Genomic DNA, 17662 nt, shown 5'->3' with positions numbered 1-17662 from the left:
TGGGCGGATAGCCTGCCGTTTTGTGATGGCATGACGCCGGGTAGGGGGACACTAAACTTGTCGAGATCGCCATGTCAAAAAATTCAAGAAATGGGTCACCAGGCGATTTTTTGTTAAGAATTGAACATTTATCGGCGTCGCATCGTTGGAAAGTTTGATCTACCACAAGCTGCAACTTTTGTTTTGGACTACTACCCCTATTGGCGCGCTCTGTTGGAAAAACACTGTTGCCTTTTCTAAATGTTGCGATCTACACTAGCTCTTCGCATTGCCCCCCAGCGGAGCACGCGAAGACAAAAAAAGCGCACGCGGCAATGACCGCGTCCAGATACAGCGCATCGGGAAAAAAATCGGGAGTTTCACATGACGTCAGTTCTGTTTTCTGCTGTTGGTTTCAGCCATTTCCCCTCTGGAGCGGCACTCATGCTGCATCCGCCTTCCTAGCGGCCGCCAGCCGGCTCTTCCCCCGCGAGGGGATTCTTTTCTGTAAGTCCGACCGTGCCGCCCGGCGCGGCCGCTGGCGCAGTGCATCTTTTTTTCAGGAAGGGTTGCCGGCTCCTGGTGCGTGCACCGGAATCACCGGCCCGACGAACTATGCTTTCGATAGCGACCAAAGTGGAACAGATCGTGATGGAATCGGCCTTTCTCAGCGAGGGATTGGGCCGTGGCTTGCTCAACCTGTCGGAGCTGGCGCGCCAGCTGCAGCCGCAATTGCAGACCGACTTATGGAAACCGGTGGGGCAGGCCGCCGTGGTGATGGCGCTGCGCCGCCTGGCCGAGCGGATGCCGCAGCAGAAAAACGGCGAGATTGTGCTGGCGCACCGCGCGGGCGAACTGTCCACGCGCAGCGAATTGATGGTTGTTACCTACCGCTATTCCGACCAGACGTATGCCTGCCAGCGCCAGTTGCTGGCGCTGGCAGCGCCGCAGCGGGGCACATTCATCACCATTACGCGCGGCGTCAACGAGGTGATGGTGATCTGCAGCCGTTCGCTGCACGCGCTGGTGGAGGAGGTGTTCGGTGAAGAGCAGGAACTGGCGCGCCTGGAGCGGGTGACGGCCGTGACCCTGCACCTGGCGGCCGAAACCTGCTATACGCCGGGCGTGTATCACGCCATCCTCAAGCGCCTGGCCTGGGAGCGCATCAACCTGATCAACATCATCTGCACGTATACGGAACTGACCTTGCTGCTGGAAGCGTCGCAGACGGGCGCGGCCTTTTCCGTATTGTCGAAAATCGTCGCACAATGAAAAGGCTCTGTCCCCGTTAAGTAGGGGAAGTTCAGGAATCTTCCTGTATCCCTGCTGTCTGACTGTGCATCGCGGACAAACGGGAGCCTTTCATGCAGATAGCTCAATGGAAAACCTTCATCGCCCAGTTCGCCGTACTGAACCGTCGCCAGCGCCTGGCGGGCATCGCTCTGCTGCGAGGAAGCGCACCGCAGGGCGCTGCCGCGGCACTGATCGAAAGCGTGGCCCGGCAGCGGTTGCACTGTCCTGCCTGCAATAGCAGTCATGCTCACCTGCATGGTCATGCGCACGGACTGCAGCGCTACCGTTGCGTGCCGTGCGGCCGCACCTTCAATGCACTCACCGGCACGCCGCTGGCGCGCTTGCGCCATAAATCACTGTGGCTTGATTACGCCGATTGCCTGCTGGCATCAGATTCCGTGCGCAAGGCGGCGTTACAGCTGGGCGTGCACCGCAACACCACCTTTCGCTGGCGCCACCGGTTTTTAAGCCTGGCCAAGACGGACCGGCCCCATTGCCTGCATGGCATCGCCGAAGCGGACGAGCTGTATGTGCTGGAGTCGGAAAAGGGATCGCGGCATCTGACCCGTCCGGCGCGCCGCCGTGGCGGTCATGCCCGCCGGCGTGGCATTTCCAATGAGCAGGTCTGCATCTTGGTGGCGCGCGACCGTACGGGACAAACCCTCGATTTCGTCACCGGAAAAGGGGCGCTGACGAAGGCGCAGGTGCGCCATTATTTGTTGCCCATGATCGACAAGGATATCCTGTTGCTCACCGATGGCCATGCCGCCTATCGCGCCTTTGCCAAGGAAGCGGGGATCAGCCACCAGGCCGTCAATTTGCGCGCAGGCATCCGCGTGCAGGGCGCCGCGCATGTACAGAACGTCAATGCATATCACAGCCGCCTGCGGGCATGGCTACGCCCCTTTCACGGCGTGGCGACGCGCTATCTGCCGAATTACCTGGGCTGGCGCTGGATACTGGACGCCGGGCGTATCCGGTCGCCGGAAACATTATTGAAGGCAACTCTGGGAGCATTCCCACATCTGATGGTGACATAGCCAATGAAAAACGCCCCGCTGCATCGCTGCAGCGGGGCGCTTGCCGGCAAGAACCGGTTTTATTTTTCCAGCTGCGTGCGCACGCGGGCGATCGCTTCGCGTACCTGGCGTGGCGCGGTGCCGCCCACGTGGTCGCGCGCGGCAACGGAGCCTTCCAGGGTCAGCACCTCGAAAACGTCTTCGCCGGTCAGCGGCGAAAACGCGCGCAGCTGGGCCAAAGACAGGTCGGCCAGGTCGCAACCGGCGTCGACGCAGGCGCGCACGGCCAGGGCCACCGCTTCATGGGCGTCGCGGAATGGCAAGCCTTTCTTGACCAGATAGTCGGCCAGGTCGGTCGCCGTGGCGTAGCCTTGCAGGGCCGCCGCGCGCATCGCTTCCGGTTTCACCGTGATGCCGCCGGCCATGTCGGCGAAGATGCGCAGTGTGTCGATGACGGTATCGACGGTGTCGAACAGCGGTTCCTTGTCTTCCTGGTTGTCCTTGTTGTAGGCCAGCGGCTGGCCTTTCATCAGGGTCAAGAGGCCAATCAGGTGGCCGTAGACGCGGCCCGTCTTGCCACGCGCCAGTTCCGGCACGTCCGGGTTTTTCTTTTGCGGCATGATCGACGAGCCGGTGCAGAAGCGGTCGGCGATGTCGATGAAGCCGATGCGTGGGCTCATCCAGATCACCAGCTCTTCGGCCATGCGCGACACGTGCATCATCAGCACGGCGGAGGCGGCGCAAAATTCGATGGCGAAGTCGCGGTCCGAGACGGCGTCGAGCGAGTTGTGGCACACGTCGTCAAAGCCCAGCGTTTTTGCCACGCGCAGGCGGTCGATGGGGAAGGTGGTGCCGGCCAGGGCGGCGGCGCCCAGCGGCAGGCGGTTGACGCGCTTGCGGCAGTCGGCCATGCGCTCGGCGTCGCGGCCGAACATTTCGACGTACGCCAGCATGTGGTGGCCGAAAGTGATCGGCTGGGCCACCTGCATGTGGGTGAAGCCCGGCATGATGGTGTCGGCATGCTGTTCGGCCAGGTCCGTCAGCGCGCTGCGCAACGTCGCCAGCAGGGCGCTGATGTCGTCGATGGCGGAACGCACGTACAGGCGGATGTCGGTGGCCACCTGGTCGTTGCGCGAACGGCCCGTGTGCAAGCGCTTGCCCGCATCGCCCACCAGTTCGGTCAGGCGTTTTTCGATATTCAGGTGGACATCTTCCAGGTCCAGCAGCCATTCGAACTGGCCGGCGGCGATTTCCTGCGAGATTTGCGCCATGCCGCGCTGGATTTCCGCGTAGTCGGCCGGGCTGATGATGGCTTGCGCATGCAGCATTTCCGCATGGGCCAGCGAACCTTCGATGTCGAACAGCGCCAGGCGCTTGTCAAAAAATACAGAAGCTGTGTAGCGCTTGACGAGGTCCGAGACCGGTTCGGAAAACCGGGCCGACCAGGCTTCGCCCTTTTTGGAGAATTGATCAGTCATGAAAGAAGTCCTTTAGTGTACGGCGATTATAAACAAGGTTGGCCGGCGGTAGGGCTTTTAGGGGTTTGCAGGGCGCCGAAATGGCCAGGAATGGGGCTGGCCAGCCTCAAATGCCACGCCGGGTGCCTGTTGTGCGTTTCATCCGGGCTTTTTGTATTCTGTCCCGCGAATCGTGCGTTTGGTCGCAATCCGATGGCGGTTCAGGGAGGATCGGCCTACAGTTCAATCATCGCAGCACACAACCAGCCACCCAAAGGACACCATCATGAACATCGCTAAAAACATGGAAGCCATCTTCGTTGCCATCATCGCCGTCGCCGCCGCCACCAGCCTGGCCACCGCTGCCGTGCCGAAGTTCCGCGCCGCGCCGGCCCCCATCGCCGCCAGCGCCGATCAAGCCACCATGCACACCGTGTACGTCAGCGCCAAGCGTTTGAGCGCCGAAGAAAAAGCCGCCCTGTAAGCGTGGCGATGGGATTGCAGGCAGTACAAGAAGCATCGGCAGCAAACAGCAACACCGCATCACGGACGGGCAGAACGGGCGGCGCCCCCGGTTCTATCGAGCCCTGGTGACAGCCGCAGCAAAAAGGCCGATGATCGTGTTTTTCAACGATAGCAGGGCCAGCGCGATGTCACATTTGATGATCAGCACCGACAAGGCGGAACTCGACGTTCCAGCCATCCACCATTTTCTCAGCACGCAATCGACATGGGCCATCGGCATCCCGTTGGCCACCGTACAGCGCGCGATCGACCATTCGCTCTGCTTTGGCGGCACGCTGGACGGCCGTCAGGTGGCGTTCGCCCGCGTGGTCACCGACTACGCCACGTTTGCCTATCTGGTCGACGTGTATGTGCTGGAAGAATACCGCGGCCGCGGCTACAGCCAGCGCCTGATGGAGGCCGTGACGGCGCATCCCGGCTTGCAGGGCCTGCGCCGTTTCATGCTGGCCACCAGCACGGCGCATGATTTGTATGCGCGCTACGGCTTTACGGCGCCGCTCAGGCCGGAGACGCTGATGGAGCGGTATGTGCCGGATATCTACCAGCGTTGATTGCCTGAGCAGCTGGACCGGCGCTCACTGCCAGTGCATCAGGCACGGCGGAATCAAGAGCAGCAGCGCCAGCACCAGGTAGATCAGCTGCAGCGGGATCATCCACTTGGCCCACGTGATCCAGGGCACGCGCGCCAGCGCCAGCACGCCGACGGTGATGCCGGACGTGGGGATCATCGGCGTGGTGAATTCGCCGAACTGGAAGGCCAGGATGGCCGTCTGGCGCGTCACGCCGACCAGGTCGGCCAGCGGCGCCATGATGGGCATGGTCAGCGCCGCCTGGCCGCTGCCCGAGTGGATGAAGAAGTTGATCACCGACTGCATGAAGAACATCTTTTGCGCGGCGAAGACGGGGCTCGACGAGGCCACCAGGGGCGTCAATGCATGCAGTATGGTGTCGATGATCTGCGCGTCGCGCGCCAGGATCATGGTGCCGCGCGCCAGCGCGATGACCAGCGCCACGCTGACCATGTCGCGCGCGCCCTGCACGAAGGAGGCGACCAGGCTGTCCATGTCGAGCCGGCCGACCAGGCCGACGATGATGGCCATCACCAGGAACAGGGCGGCGATTTCATCGATGAACCAGTCGTACTTGACGACGCCGACGACCATCGTCAGCAAGGTCGCCATGAAGATCCACAGCACGGCGCGGTGCGTGCGCGTCATGCCGGCAAAGCTGTCCAGGTCCATCGAATGTTCGCTGCGCTTTTCGATATCGAGCAGGTAGGTCGGGCTTTTTTCCGGATGGCGCTTGATGCGCGCCGCATACCACATCAAAAACACGATGCTGACGGCAGTGGCGATGGCCCACACGATCAGGCGGTAGCCGATGCCGGAAAAGATCGGCACGCCGGCAATGCCCTGCGCAATGCCGACGTTGAACGGATTTAAAAAGGCGGCGGAAAAGCCCACCTGCGAGCCGATGAAGGGTATCGACACGCCCGTGATGGTGTCGTAGCCCAGGGCCAGGGCCAGCGGCACGAAGATCAGGATGAAGGGAATCGCTTCCTCGTTCATGCCGAAGGTGGCGCCGCCCAGCGAAAACATCGTGAAAAAGACGGGGATGATGGCGGCGCGCACGAAGCGCGAACTGGTATGGGCCTTGGCGATGGCCTTGATCAGCGAGTCGAAGGCTTCCGTTTTTTGCAGCACGGCGAAGGCACCGCCGACGATCAGCACGAAGCCGATGATCAGGCTGGCGTCGACGAAGCCCTTGATGGGCGCCATCATCAGCGCGGCCAGTCCCTGCGGCTTGTTGGCTACGTAATGAAACGTGCCGGGGATGATCAGCTGCTTGCCGTTGACCAGCTGGGTGTCGAATTTCCCGCCCGGCACCAGCCAGGTCGCCAGGGCGATCATGGCCAGGATGGCGCACAGCAGGACGAAGGTATTGGGAAGCTTGAATGTTCTCATGGCGCTTTTTTGTGACATTTATTGGCTCAACAGGCTGCCGCCGCGGAAGGCGATGCTGCCTGCGACCTTGCCGACGTTCATGCCGCGCAGGACGTGGCGGTGGGCGCTGCGCGCAAAAAAGACACCGGCGACGGTGCAGCGCAAGGTCGTCGTCTCGCCGCTGACGGGGTCGATCAGGTCGGCCACCGCGTCGCCGGCGGCCAGCACGTCGCCCATTTCCCGCAGGTAGACCAGCACGCCGTGATGCGGCGCGAGAATCGGTTCCACGCCCGCCAGCGGCGTTGGCGTACATTGCGGCGCGGGCAGGTCGTCGCCGGCGCCGGCGATGTCCAGCACGCCCTCGATGGCGAGAAAGCGCAGCAGGGCGGCGGCGTCGCGTTCGGCCAGGGCGTAGCTCACCTCCACCTCGCCGCGCAGTTCGACGGTGGTCGACAGGCAGGCGGCGGGAATCGGATAGCGGCCCTGGAAGTGCGCGTCGAGATCCCACCACAAGCGGCTGCAGGCTTCGTCGAACGGCTCTTCGCCTGCCGCCAGTTCCAGCAGCACGGCGCGCGCACCCAGGAGCGCGGACAGGGGCGCGATCTGTGCCGCCAGCGGCGTGCCCGTATAGATGTGCAGGGCTGCCTCGTTATCGCAATGCAGGTCGAGCACGATGTCGGCGTCGATGGCCATGCCCAGCAGGGTTTTCTTCAGCGTCTCCGCATCCGTGCCCGGCCGCCAGGCGGCGACGGCGGCGCGCGCGTGCTCGCGTATCAGCGCCACGTTGGCTTGCGCATCCTGCCCCAGCTGGCCATCGAGCGTGGTTTTCAGTTCATCAGCCACGTGGCGGTAGGCGCGGTTGAAGTTGATGCCGGTGGTCAGGTCGAAACGGCCGAACGGCGCGCCATGGATGGCTTGCGCCAGGCCGATCGGGTTGGCGGCCGGTACCAGGATGATTTCGCCGTGCACTTTGCCGGCCGCTTCCAGCGCCAGCAGTTCGCGGCGCAAAAATTGCGACACCAGCATGCCCGGTACCTCGTCCGCGTGCAGGGCCGCCTGGATGTAGACCTTCTTGCCGCTGCGGCTGGTGGCGGCCGCGGTGCCGAAGTGGAAGCTGCTCAATTGGCATGACATGCTGGCGTGCGCGGTGGAGATGGAATGCTGCTGTACTTGCATGGTGGGCGCCCCGAAAAGGTGCATGGTTGATGGATTCCGGTCGATTATGTAGCAATATTTTCACGAAGTAAATCAATGAAAATCCTTTTACAAATATTTGTTGAGTTTTCTTTTTGATATGAGTACAGTAAGTTCCAGCGACCCGATTTCCCCCTCCGCCAGTGATCAGCAGTGCCCAAGAATACAGGCCGCCAGTGATATGAGAGCATCCGCCAGTCCTGCCAGAAGCAGCGCCCCCCCGCCACTTGCCACCACGCTGGCGTCGCCCGATGCCGCCTTCGCGCAATCGCCGCTGGGGCAGGCGCTGATGCACGTGCTGGCCGGCGGCTCGGCTTCGCAGCGGCAGATCGCCGATTACCTGCTGCGCAACCAGATGCGCGTGACGGCGCTGGGCATCGAGGAACTGGCCGACAGCTGCCAGGTGTCGACGGCCACCATCAGCCGCTTCGCGCGCGATATCGGTCAGAAGAATTACTCGGCCATGCGCGGCGCCATGGCCGAAACCCTGCAATCGCTGCTGCAGCCGGTCGACAAACTGCGCCGCACGATAGAACGGCGCGCGCGCGCCACCTCGCCGATCACGGAAAGCCTGGAATATGCGGCCGCGAACATCGCCGCCACGTCCGATGCCCTGTCGCCGCCCGCCATGCTGGCCGTGGTGCGCCGCCTGACGCGCGCCAAGGTCGTGTACGTGATGGGTTTCGGCCTGTCGGCCAACCTGGCGGGCATGCTGGTGCAGCATCTGCAGCCGTTTTGCCCGCACGTGGTGGAAGTGGTGGGCATCGGCGGCTCGGAAGTGGCAGCCGGTCACCTGGTCAACCTGACGGCGCAGGACGTGCTCGTGGTGATCTCGTTCCCCCGCTACACGCTCGACTGCATCGGCCTGGCCAGCTTTGCGCGCGACCGCGGCGCCTGCATCGTGGCGCTTACCGACTCGCCCGCGTCGCCCCTGGCCGAACTGGCCGACCACGCGCTGTATGCGCAAAGCACGCATCCCGTCCTGCCCAGCAGCGCCAGCACGGCGCTGGCGATGATCGAGGCACTGGCCGTGGCGCTGATGGTATCGAACAGGAAGAACGTAGAAAAAGCGGCCCGCTTGAGCGAAGTCATCTCCGCCTATCTGTATGGCGGCGAACATGGGGTGCAGGGCGCGCGGAAAACAGCTTCAAAGCAACGCAAGGCAGTCCCAAAATCATTATAAAAATCAGGCATCAACATCCGGGGAGAATGACAATGCAGATGAAAAAACAGGACGGCGGCTCCTTGCCACGCGAATCAGTGCTGGCGCAAGGCGTGCGGCTGGCGCTGGGGGCCCTGAGCGTGTCGGCGGCGCTGGGCATGCTGGCCGGCGGCGCGCAGGCGCAAGAGCAGGGGCCGGATGTGGAGCCGGCGCCGAAAAAAATGCAGCGCGTGGAAATCACGGGGTCGGCCATCAAGCGGCTGGAGTCGGAGACGGCGCTGCCCGTGCAGATCATCACGCGGGCCGAGATCGAAAAGGCGGGCGTGACGACGGCGGCCGAGCTGATGGCACGCGTGTCGGCCAACGTGGGCGGCCTGACCGATGGCGTCAGCATCAACGTGGGCGGCGACCAGCGCGGCTTCAACAGCGCCAACCTGCGCGGCGTGGGCACCTCGTCGACCCTGGTGCTGCTCAATGGCCGGCGCATGGCCAACTTTGCCTCGCCCGGCGACGATGCGGGCGTGGACCTCAATAACATTCCCGCCGCCGCCCTGCAGCGCGTGGAAGTGCTGCTCGACGGCGCCTCGGCCCTGTACGGCACGGACGCCATCGGCGGCGTCATCAATTTTATTACGCGCAAGGATTACCAGGGCGTGGAGCTGAACGCCTACGGCAGCGGCACGCAGGAAGGCGGCGCCGGCAAGCGCACGGCCAGCATCACGGCCGGCACGGGCGACCTGGCCACGGATGGCTACAATATCTTTGCCGTGGTCGACCTGCAAAAAACCGACCGTCTGAGCACCTCGCAGCGCAAGTTCATTCCGCACCTGCAGGTGCCGGAACGCCTCGGCCATTTGCTGTCCAGTTACACCAGTCCGGCAAATATCCGCCTCTCCAGCGACCAGCGCGACTACCTGCAGGAGCAGGGCTTCCTGCTCAATGGCCAGCCGATCACGAATCGCCTGATTAATCTGTCGATTCCGGGCTGCAGCGGACCGGCCAATGTGTACCTGCCTGCCGGCACGGGCGGCGTCGATGCGTGTACCTATAACTACATGGGCGACACCGAGCTGTATCCGAAAACGGACAAGCAGAACCTGCTCACGCGCGGCGTGCTGAAACTGAATAACGATCACCAATTGTATGCGGAGGTGGCGCTGAGCCGCTCGCGCAGCTATTACGTGGGATCGACAGCGCGGCCGGATGGCGAAATCGACGCCAGCATGGTGCCGCAGCTGAACGCTGCCGGGTTGACCGGCACGCTGGCCCTGCGCATCCGCCTGAACGAAGCGGGCATGCGCACCAGCGAATTGACCAGCGAAAGCCAGCGTTACGTGGTGGGCGCCACCGGCACCGTGGGCGGCTGGGATTACGACGTGGGCTTGAATCACAGTGTCAATGTGGTCAGGGACAAGGACACGCACGGCTACCTCCTGGCAGACCAGCTACAAAAGGGCATCACGGATGGCACCATCAATCCCTTCGGCCCCTCCAGTGCGGCGGGCAAGGCGCTGCTCGAGAGCATCCAGGTCAACGACGAAGTGCGGCACGCGCGCGGCGTCATGGATGCGCTCGATTTCAAGGTGTCGCGTGCCTTGATGTCCATGGGCGGCGGCGACATGGCGTTGGCGGTGGGCGGCGAAGTGCGGCGCGAGCGCACGGATTTCCGGCCATCCGCATTGCTAATGAGCGGTAACATCACCAACGATGACGCGCCCGAAGGCGGCGTGGCCACCAGCGACAGCCGCAACGTGCAGGCCATCTATAGTGAATTGCTATTGCCGTTTAGCAAGCAATGGCAGGCGCAGCTGTCCGGCCGCTATGACCATTACCAGCAAGTGGGCGGCGCCCTCAGTCCGAAGATCGGCCTGACCTACATGCCCAGCAAGGAGGTGCTGCTGCGCGCCTCGGCCGGCAAGGGCTTCCGCGCGCCGTCGATGTCGGACCTGCATCGGCCCACTGTCTACAGCCAGACGGCGACCCTGCCTGATCCCGTGTACTGCGAAGCCGAGAACAACGACTACTCCGTCTGCGCCGACAACTGGCGTACGCGCCGCTACAGCAACGACAAGCTGAAACCGGAGCGCAGCCGCCAGTTCACGGCCGGCGTGGTGCTCGAGCCCGGCCAGCACTGGACCTTCAGTGCCGACTACTGGAACATCAGGCGCACGGATTTGATCAGCGAAATCGGCGACGACATCATCCTGTCCAACCTGTCCAAGTACGGCAACCTCGTACACCGCGACGAAGACAATGGAATCCGCTACATCGAGCTGCGCAAGGAAAACCGCGGTGCGCAAAAAGCCTCGGGCATCGATATCACGGCCGATCTGCATGGCGTGAAAACGGCGTGGGGACGCTTTGGCGGACATCTGAGCGGCACCTATGTGCTCGGATCAAAAATCCAGACCAGCCCTGGCGATGTCTTCATCAGCAATCTGAACAAGTTCGTCACGGACGGCGTGGTGCAGCGCTGGCGCCATACGATCACCCTCGACTGGGACAATGGCCCGTATTCGGCCAGCCTGTCGAACACGTACTCAAGCGGCTACGATGACCAGAACTCGGCCATCAATACCGACGACGGCAGCGTGGTCAAGCCGAACCGCGTGAAGGCCTACACGCTGTGGGACATGTCGGGCGCGTATGCGGTCAGCCAGCAGTTCAAGCTGCGCGCCGGCATACAGAATCTGTTCAATACCAGTCCGCCATACTCGAACCAGGCATTTTTCTTCCTGTCCGGCTATGACCCCAGCTACGCCGACCCGCGCGGCCGGCGCTTCTACGCCAGCGCCAATTACAGCTTCAAGTAAGCAGTTTTACATAGAAGCGTGGAGATAGCGCAACAACGCTGTCATATGCGGCAAGTAGTATCGTAGTTCGATGCAGTTGGGTGGCAGGCAGCAGTTTTGGCAGCAAGGGCGCGCGCCGGTATCAACAAGTGCGCGCCCCTTTCCTTGTATTCGAAAGGCATCATGAAATTATTCTCAAGGCGGTACCACACCTTTTGCGCCGCGCTGCTGTTCGCGCTGGCATTGTGCAGCTTCCATGCCGTGGCGGCGCCCGGCGGCAGCGCCATCGGCAGCGCGCCGCAGGGTACGCTCGTCATCATCGGCGGCGGCCTGCGCGCCGACAATGCCGAAGTGTGGCAGCGCATCGTCAAGTTGTCGGGCGGTCCGGGCGCGCGCATCGCCGTGCTGGCCTCGGCCGCGATGAACCCGGAAAAATCGGGTGAAAGCATCATCAGGAAGCTCAATCAATATGGCGCGGACGCCTTTTTCGTGCCGCTGGCCGTCAAGCTGGCCAACCGCGATTACCGCAAGGCGGCCGAAGATCCGGCCATCGTCACGCAGATCAAGTCGGCCACCGGCATCTATTTTGCCGGCGGCGACCAGGGGCGCATCACGCAAGCCTTGCTGCGCCCGGACGGCAGCCGCACGGCCGCGCTGGAAGCCATCTGGTCGGTCTACCGCAACGGCGGCGTGATCGCCGGTTCCAGCGCCGGCGCGGCCATCATGAGCACGACCATGTTCTACGATGCCAAACCCGTGCTCGACATGCTCAAGATGGGCGTCACGGATGGCCGCGAGATCGCGCCTGGACTGGGCTTCATCGGCAGCGACGTTTTTGTGGACCAGCATCTGCTGGTGCGCGGGCGCTTTGCGCGCATGATTCCCGTGATGCTGAAAAAAGGCTATCACCTGGGACTGGGTATCGATGAAAACAGCGCCATGGTGGTCGACGCCATGCGCGACGTGGAAGTGATCGGCTACAGCGGCGCCCTGCTGATCGACCTGTCGGGCGCCATCAGCGACCGCGGCGTGAAAAATTTCAATATCAGCAATGCTGCCATCAGCTATCTGGACCGGGGCGACAAATTCAACCTCGTCACGCGCGTGTTTACGCCCTCGCCGGACAAGGCCGACAACAAGCTCGATCCGAACCAGCCCGACATGCGCGAACCCGTGTTTACCAACGATATCCTCGGCAACAACGCCGTGCTGGACCTGATGGGCAACCTGATCGACAACGCGCAGCAGGAAGCCATCGGCATCGCCTTCGGCAACCCGCGCGATCCGTACCCGGACCTGGGCTTCGAATTCCGCTTCAGCAAGACGGTCAACAGCGTCGGCTACAGCTCGACCGAGGCGGAAGCGTATTCGGTGCTGAAATTGCGCCTCGACATCCGCCCCATCCAGCTGCGCCAGCCGCTGTACCGCTACAAGTAGCTTGCACTGGCGCGCCGCCAGCGCGGCCACGCGGCGATCGTCAGGGCCCGCAGCAGCCATTCGACGGGGCCATAGGCGTGGCCGCGCAGCCACCAGCGGCTCAGGGGCAGCTGCAGGCTGAAGATGATGACGGCCAGCGCCAGGGCGCCCAGCGGCGAGACGCTGCCCATCAAGCGTGCGCCATACGCGAGGAACAGCCAGGCGCAGACGGCTGACTGCAGCAGGTAGTTCGACAGGGCCATGCGGCCCGTATCGGCCAGCAGCGCAAACAGCGTGCCGTCGCGCAGCCGTTCGAACAGGGTCAGCGCGCATGCCAGGTAGGCGCCCGCCAGCAGCGGCGCGCTCGCCAGGCCCGCGGCCAGTCCCGCCACCTGCCATGCCTGGCTCTCGCCATACACGGAGGTCCACGCATATACGGCGGCGCCGGGCAGGCCTGCCAGCGCGCCGGCCCACAGCAGGCGGCGGCGCAGCGGCAGATAGTCGGCCGCGTGCAGCAGCATCTCGCGCTTGCCGGCGGCCAGGCCGCACAGGAACATGGCCAGCGCGCACGGTGCCTGCACCAGCAGCAGGACGATCCAGATGTCGCTCAGTTCGCGCAAGTGCTGACTGACGACGGCGGCCGGCGTGGCGCGGTAGGCGGCCAGCGCCGTTGCCGCCTTTTGCGCCATCGCCACGGCGTTGTCCGCCGCGTCGCCCGCCGGCTGCAGGCTTTGCAGCCAGGCCATGCCTGCCCAGAACGCGGCGCAGACGGTGACGAGCACCAGGGCCAGGCACAGTGCCTGGCGTTCGCCGCAACGGTGCAGCGCCAGCAGCACGATGCCCAGCACGGCGTAGGTGGTCAGTATGTCGCCATGAAAAAGGAACACGGCATGCAGGGCGCCGATCAGCCACAGGCCCGCCTGGCGGCGCAGCATGCGCGGCACGAACGGCGCGTCGGCGCGCGCGGCCGCCTGCATCTGCAAGGTGAAGCTGTAGCCGAACAGGAAGGAAAACAGCAGGTAGAACTTGGTCTCGAACAGCAGCGCGACGAGGAAATGCGTAGCGCGGTCGACGCCGCCGTGAAAGGCGGGATCGGTCATGCCCAGACCGAACCACGGTGTGGCGAAGGCGCCGATATTGACCACCAAAATGCCGAACAGGGCGCAGCCGCGCAGGGCGTCGACATCGGCAATGCGCGCGGGCGGGGTTGGCATGGCGGCGCTCATGCCAGGGCAGGGCGCAGGAAGCGCGCCAGCAGCAGGTGCAAACTGGCGCGCTGCGCCAGCGGTGCATAATCGGGATCGACGGCGACCCGGTTGAAGATGCCGTCGATCAGCGCGGCGATCCAGCCGGCCGTTTGCGCGGCGTCCAGCGCGGCGTCGATCTGGCCTGCCGCCGCCGCCTCTGCCAGCAAGGTTTGCAGGCCGCCGCGCAGGCTGGCGTCGTTGCGCGCCACCCTGGCCGCGATGTCCGTGTCGCGCATCGCCTCGGCGGCAATGTCCAGCGCCAGTCCCGCAAAGTCCCCGTCGGCCGCCAGCGCCAGCACCAGGTCCATGAAGTCGAGCAGGGCGCCGTACGCATCGGCGCTGCCTTGCACGCCGGCGAAATAGGCGGCCGTCTCGCTGCCTTCCTGGTCGACGATGGCGGCGATGATGGCTTGCTTGGTGGGGAAATAGTGAAACAGGTTGCCGGGACTCATGCCCGCCTGCGTGCAGATGGCGGCGGTGCTGGTCTGGTGAAAGCCCTTGCGCGCGAAGCAGTGGCGCGCGGCGGCGAGAATGGCGTCGCGGCGGGCCGCGTGTTTATCGGGATCGATGGTGCGCATGGTGGTTGGCTGTCCTTTTATTTAATCGACTAGTCAGTCTAATATAAATGGATTGCGCGGCGCGGTCAAGCGGGGCGTGAAATGGATGCTTTGCAGTGCCGATTCCTGTCGCTACAATGTGCCGCACCGGATTTTTCCATGCCCGCCGCTGGCGCCGCTGTTTGTTCGGAAAACCGCTTCTTTTACCCGTTTTTCTACCGTGTTAGGAATGAGATGCAGCAGACCCCGATTCGATCCTTCCTGTGCGCGCTGGCGCTGGCCGCCGGCATCGTCCCTGCCGCGCAAGCGGCCAATGCTGCCCAGCCGGCCACCATGCGCCTCGATTACCAGCACAGCGGCAATGCGCTGGGCGAGCACTATGCGGTCGAGCGCGTGCTGGTCGAGCCCCTGCCATGGCCGGGCAACCTGGCGCGTCCCATCGACGACAGCAACCGCGGCAACAATATGCTGGAAGTGGTCGACATCAAGTCGGGCAAGGTGCTGTACTCGCGCGGCTTTTCCACCATCTTCGGCGAGTGGGCCAGCACCGACGAAGCGAAAACCACCACGCGCGCGTTCCAGGAGTCCGTGCGCTTCCCGCAGCCCGAGCACCCCGTGCGCGTGCGCATCCTCAAACGCGACGAACGCGGCCTGTTTTCCATTGTGTGGAGCACCGATGTCGATCCTGCCGCGCAGGACGTGATCCGCAAGCAGCCGCCGGCGCCCGTCAAGCCGATCCCGATCCGTGTCGAAGGCCCCTCGTCCGAGAAGGTCGACCTGCTGATCATGGGCGATGGCTACACGGCCGCCGAAATGGGCAAGTTCGAAGCGACGGCGCGCAAGCTGGCCGAACACCTGTTTACCGTCTCGCCATTTCGCGAGCGGGCCAATGATTTCAACGTCTGGGCCATGGCCGCGCCGACGCAGGAATCGGGCGTGTCGCGTCCATCGACGGGCGTGCATCACGCCTCGCCGCTGGGCACGCGCTACGACATCTTCGGCAGCGAGCGCTATGTGCTGACGACGGACAACCGCGCGCTGCGCGACCTGGCGCAGTACGCGCCGTACGAATTCATCGAAATCCTCGTCAATAACGATACCTACGGCGGGGGCGGCATCTTCGGCCAGTTCAGCACGGCGGCAGCGAACAACGACTGGGCCAATTACCTGTTCGTGCATGAATTCGGCCACCATTTCGCCGGCCTGGCCGACGAGTACTACACTTCGCCCGTTGCCTACCAGTCGAACGGCGAGCGCCAGGAGCCATGGGAGCCGAACGCCACGGCGCTGCGCGATCCGTCCAAGCTGAAATGGAAGAGCCACGTCAAGGCCGGCACGCCGCTGCCGACACCCTGGCCGAAGGAAGCGTACGACAGCCATGCGCGTGAATACCAGAAGCAGCGCGCCGCCCTGCGCGCGGCCAACCGCCCGGAAAGCGAGATGAGCGGCTTGTTCAAGGCCGACCTGGCATACACGCAGCAGCTGTTCTCGAAGGCGCCGCAGCGCCATGCGGTGGGCGCCTTCGAAGGCGCGAACTATGAATCGTCCGGCTACTACCGTCCCCAGATGCAGTGCATCATGTTCGACCGCAGCGAGACCTTCTGTTCCGTATGCCAGGATGGGATCAGCACCATCATCGACTTGTATTCGCGTCCCGCCCCGGCAGCGGGAAAATAATGCCGTTCATGTCGTTGGAGTAAGCATGGCGGGCCATGTTGCATCGCAATAGCATGGCCCCCCGTTTCACCGTTCCCCGCCTTGCGCCGCCCGCCACGGCGCCGCGTAGTTTGTTTTTCAGGCAATTCCCCTTCTTTTGCTCGGCCGCCTTTCTGTGCGCCAGCCCCGCGATATTATCAAATAAGCACCGCGATTCGATTGCTTGTCAATTAGTTCATTTAAATAATATTGATGTAGAATTTGATGTATATCAATGTTGCATCGCCGCAATCGCACTTATAGTTGACCTAGCTCAAAAACGATAAGCATGCGGACCGGACTCATCGCGAATCACGTATCTAAATGCTGTAGAGTAATTTTCGCCCTGTACCAGTTCCCCGAGAATGCACTGGTGCCGGCCTCGAATTTCAGTGACGGAAGCCGATTCATGAAGATGCACACCCCCGCGCCTGACGCGTGCAATACCCTCCATCCCCACACACCGATTGCCTTGCCGTATGCGCGCGCCGGCGGCGTGACCCTGGCCATCAGCGCGGCCGCCACGCGTGCCGGCGCGGTGCGCTGCGTGCAGGCGGCCACGCCGTGGCCCGCCTTGCGTCCGGTCCAGGCATGACGGCCGGCTTGCACCCGCACTTGCCTTTGCAGGGCAAGCGTGGGCTGGTGGTGGGCATCGCCAATGCGCAAAGCATCGCCTGGGGCTGCGCCAGCGCGCTGCGCGCGGCCGGTGCCGAACTGGCCGTGACCTGGCTTAATGACAAGGCCAGAGCGCACGTGGAGCCGCTGGCGCAGCAAGTGCAGGCGGCCATCATGGCACCGCTCGACGTGGCCGTGCCGGGTCAATTGGAGGCGCTGTTCGCGCAGATCGGACGGCAGTGGGGCGCCATCGATTTCGTCGTCCATTCCATTGCCTACGCGCCGAAACACGATTTGCATGGCAGGGTCACGGACAGTTCGGCCGACGGTTTCGCGCAGGCGATGGATATTTCCTGCCATTCCTTCATGCGCATGGCGAAGCTGGCCGAACCCCTGATGCGGGACGGCGGCAGCCTGATGACCATGAGCTACCTGGGCGCCGAGGAAGTCATTGCCGACTACGGCCTGATGGGGCCCGTGAAGGCGGCGCTGGAAGCGTCGGTGCGATACCTGGCCGCCGAACTGGGGCCGCAAGGCATCCGCGTCAACGCCATTTCGCCGGGCCCACTGGAGACGCGGGCCGCTTCCGGCATCGCCCATTTCGACCGCCTGATGGCCGACGCCATCGAACGCTCGCCCATGCGCCGCCTGGCCACCATCGAGGACGTGGGCGCGCTGTGCGCCTTCCTCGCCGGCGACGGCGCGCGCGCCATCACGGGCGGCACCCTGTATGTCGATGGCGGCTACAACATTCTGAATTGACTGGAA

General features: G+C 63.6%; 15 protein-coding genes. 10 read left to right on the top strand and 5 right to left on the bottom strand.

Going from position 1 to position 17662, the window contains the following annotated elements:
- The first annotated feature begins 594 nt into the window (after positions 1–594).
- Positions 595–1251, top strand: coding sequence for a hypothetical protein (locus AC3RCG_RS25310; protein ID WP_070224268.1), 657 nt, complete (start codon positions 595–597; stop codon positions 1249–1251).
- A 92-nt stretch (positions 1252–1343) separates the two neighbouring features.
- Positions 1344–2312 (top strand): IS1595 family transposase, encoded by a 969-nt coding sequence (locus AC3RCG_RS25305; RefSeq protein WP_070308408.1) that lies wholly within the window; start codon positions 1344–1346, stop codon positions 2310–2312.
- Positions 2313–2371: 59 nt separating this feature from the next.
- Here the strand turns inward: AC3RCG_RS25305 and argH are convergent, their stop codons facing one another.
- The gene (gene argH / locus AC3RCG_RS25300) at positions 2372–3769 is read right to left on the bottom strand and encodes an argininosuccinate lyase (RefSeq protein WP_070224270.1); all 1398 of its coding nucleotides are present in this window, start codon (positions 3767–3769) and stop codon (positions 2372–2374) included.
- 265 nt (positions 3770–4034) lie between these two features.
- On the opposite strand from argH, the gene AC3RCG_RS25295 reads away from it, so the two are divergent.
- Together AC3RCG_RS25295 and AC3RCG_RS25290 are read left to right on the top strand one after the other, a co-directional pair.
- Positions 4035–4232, top strand: a complete 198-nt coding sequence (locus tag AC3RCG_RS25295) for a hypothetical protein (RefSeq protein ID WP_070288640.1) — start codon at positions 4035–4037, stop codon at positions 4230–4232.
- A 166-nt stretch (positions 4233–4398) separates the two neighbouring features.
- Complete coding sequence (locus tag AC3RCG_RS25290; protein ID WP_070311750.1) at positions 4399–4824, top strand: GNAT family N-acetyltransferase; 426 nt, start codon at positions 4399–4401, stop codon at positions 4822–4824.
- Between the two features lie 24 nt (positions 4825–4848).
- On the opposite strand, the gene AC3RCG_RS25285 is transcribed toward AC3RCG_RS25290, so the two are convergent.
- On the bottom strand, positions 4849–6237 hold the full coding sequence (locus AC3RCG_RS25285) for a YfcC family protein (RefSeq protein ID WP_162995779.1): 1389 nt from the start codon (positions 6235–6237) through the stop codon (positions 4849–4851).
- A gap of 18 nt (positions 6238–6255) precedes the next feature.
- On the bottom strand, positions 6256–7392 hold the full coding sequence (locus AC3RCG_RS25280; RefSeq protein WP_492402297.1) for a succinylglutamate desuccinylase/aspartoacylase family protein: 1137 nt from the start codon (positions 7390–7392) through the stop codon (positions 6256–6258).
- Between the two features lie 199 nt (positions 7393–7591).
- Here AC3RCG_RS25280 and AC3RCG_RS25275 point away from each other — a divergent pair, with 199 nt between their 5' ends.
- The 3 genes from AC3RCG_RS25275 (at position 7592) to AC3RCG_RS25265 (ending at position 12801) form a co-directional block, all read left to right on the top strand.
- Positions 7592–8593, top strand: a complete 1002-nt coding sequence (locus AC3RCG_RS25275; RefSeq protein WP_492402298.1) for a MurR/RpiR family transcriptional regulator — start codon at positions 7592–7594, stop codon at positions 8591–8593.
- A gap of 32 nt (positions 8594–8625) precedes the next feature.
- The gene (locus tag AC3RCG_RS25270) at positions 8626–11385 is read left to right on the top strand and encodes a TonB-dependent receptor (protein WP_070288637.1); all 2760 of its coding nucleotides are present in this window, start codon (positions 8626–8628) and stop codon (positions 11383–11385) included.
- 162 nt (positions 11386–11547) lie between these two features.
- Positions 11548–12801 (top strand): cyanophycinase, encoded by a 1254-nt coding sequence (locus tag AC3RCG_RS25265; RefSeq protein WP_492402299.1) that lies wholly within the window; start codon positions 11548–11550, stop codon positions 12799–12801.
- On the opposite strand, the gene AC3RCG_RS25260 is transcribed toward AC3RCG_RS25265, so the two are convergent.
- Both AC3RCG_RS25260 and AC3RCG_RS25255 read right to left on the bottom strand, forming a co-directional pair.
- The gene (locus AC3RCG_RS25260; protein ID WP_492402300.1) at positions 12792–13994 is read right to left on the bottom strand and encodes a DUF418 domain-containing protein; all 1203 of its coding nucleotides are present in this window, start codon (positions 13992–13994) and stop codon (positions 12792–12794) included. The two genes, AC3RCG_RS25265 and AC3RCG_RS25260, sit on opposite strands and share 10 nt — an antisense overlap.
- An 8-nt stretch (positions 13995–14002) precedes the next feature.
- The gene (locus AC3RCG_RS25255) at positions 14003–14605 is read right to left on the bottom strand and encodes a TetR/AcrR family transcriptional regulator (protein WP_409027807.1); all 603 of its coding nucleotides are present in this window, start codon (positions 14603–14605) and stop codon (positions 14003–14005) included.
- Positions 14606–14818: 213 nt separating this feature from the next.
- Between AC3RCG_RS25255 and AC3RCG_RS25250 the strand changes: the two genes are divergently transcribed.
- From AC3RCG_RS25250 to fabI, 3 genes are all read left to right on the top strand, one after another.
- Positions 14819–16261, top strand: a complete 1443-nt coding sequence (locus AC3RCG_RS25250) for an IgA Peptidase M64 (RefSeq protein WP_492402301.1) — start codon at positions 14819–14821, stop codon at positions 16259–16261.
- Positions 16262–16688: 427 nt separating this feature from the next.
- Entirely contained in the window at positions 16689–16874 is a 186-nt protein-coding gene (locus tag AC3RCG_RS25245) for a hypothetical protein (protein WP_121670486.1), read from the top strand.
- The gene (gene fabI, locus AC3RCG_RS25240; protein WP_492402365.1) at positions 16871–17656 is read left to right on the top strand and encodes an enoyl-ACP reductase FabI; all 786 of its coding nucleotides are present in this window, start codon (positions 16871–16873) and stop codon (positions 17654–17656) included. Before AC3RCG_RS25245 ends, fabI begins: the two co-directional genes overlap by 4 nt.
- Positions 17657–17662 lie beyond the last annotated feature (6 nt).

Source organism: Janthinobacterium sp. GW823-FHT01H08 (genome assembly GCF_058797855.1).
Note: the sequence above shows the minus strand (reverse complement) of the source record. Positions and strands in the feature narration are given on the sequence as shown.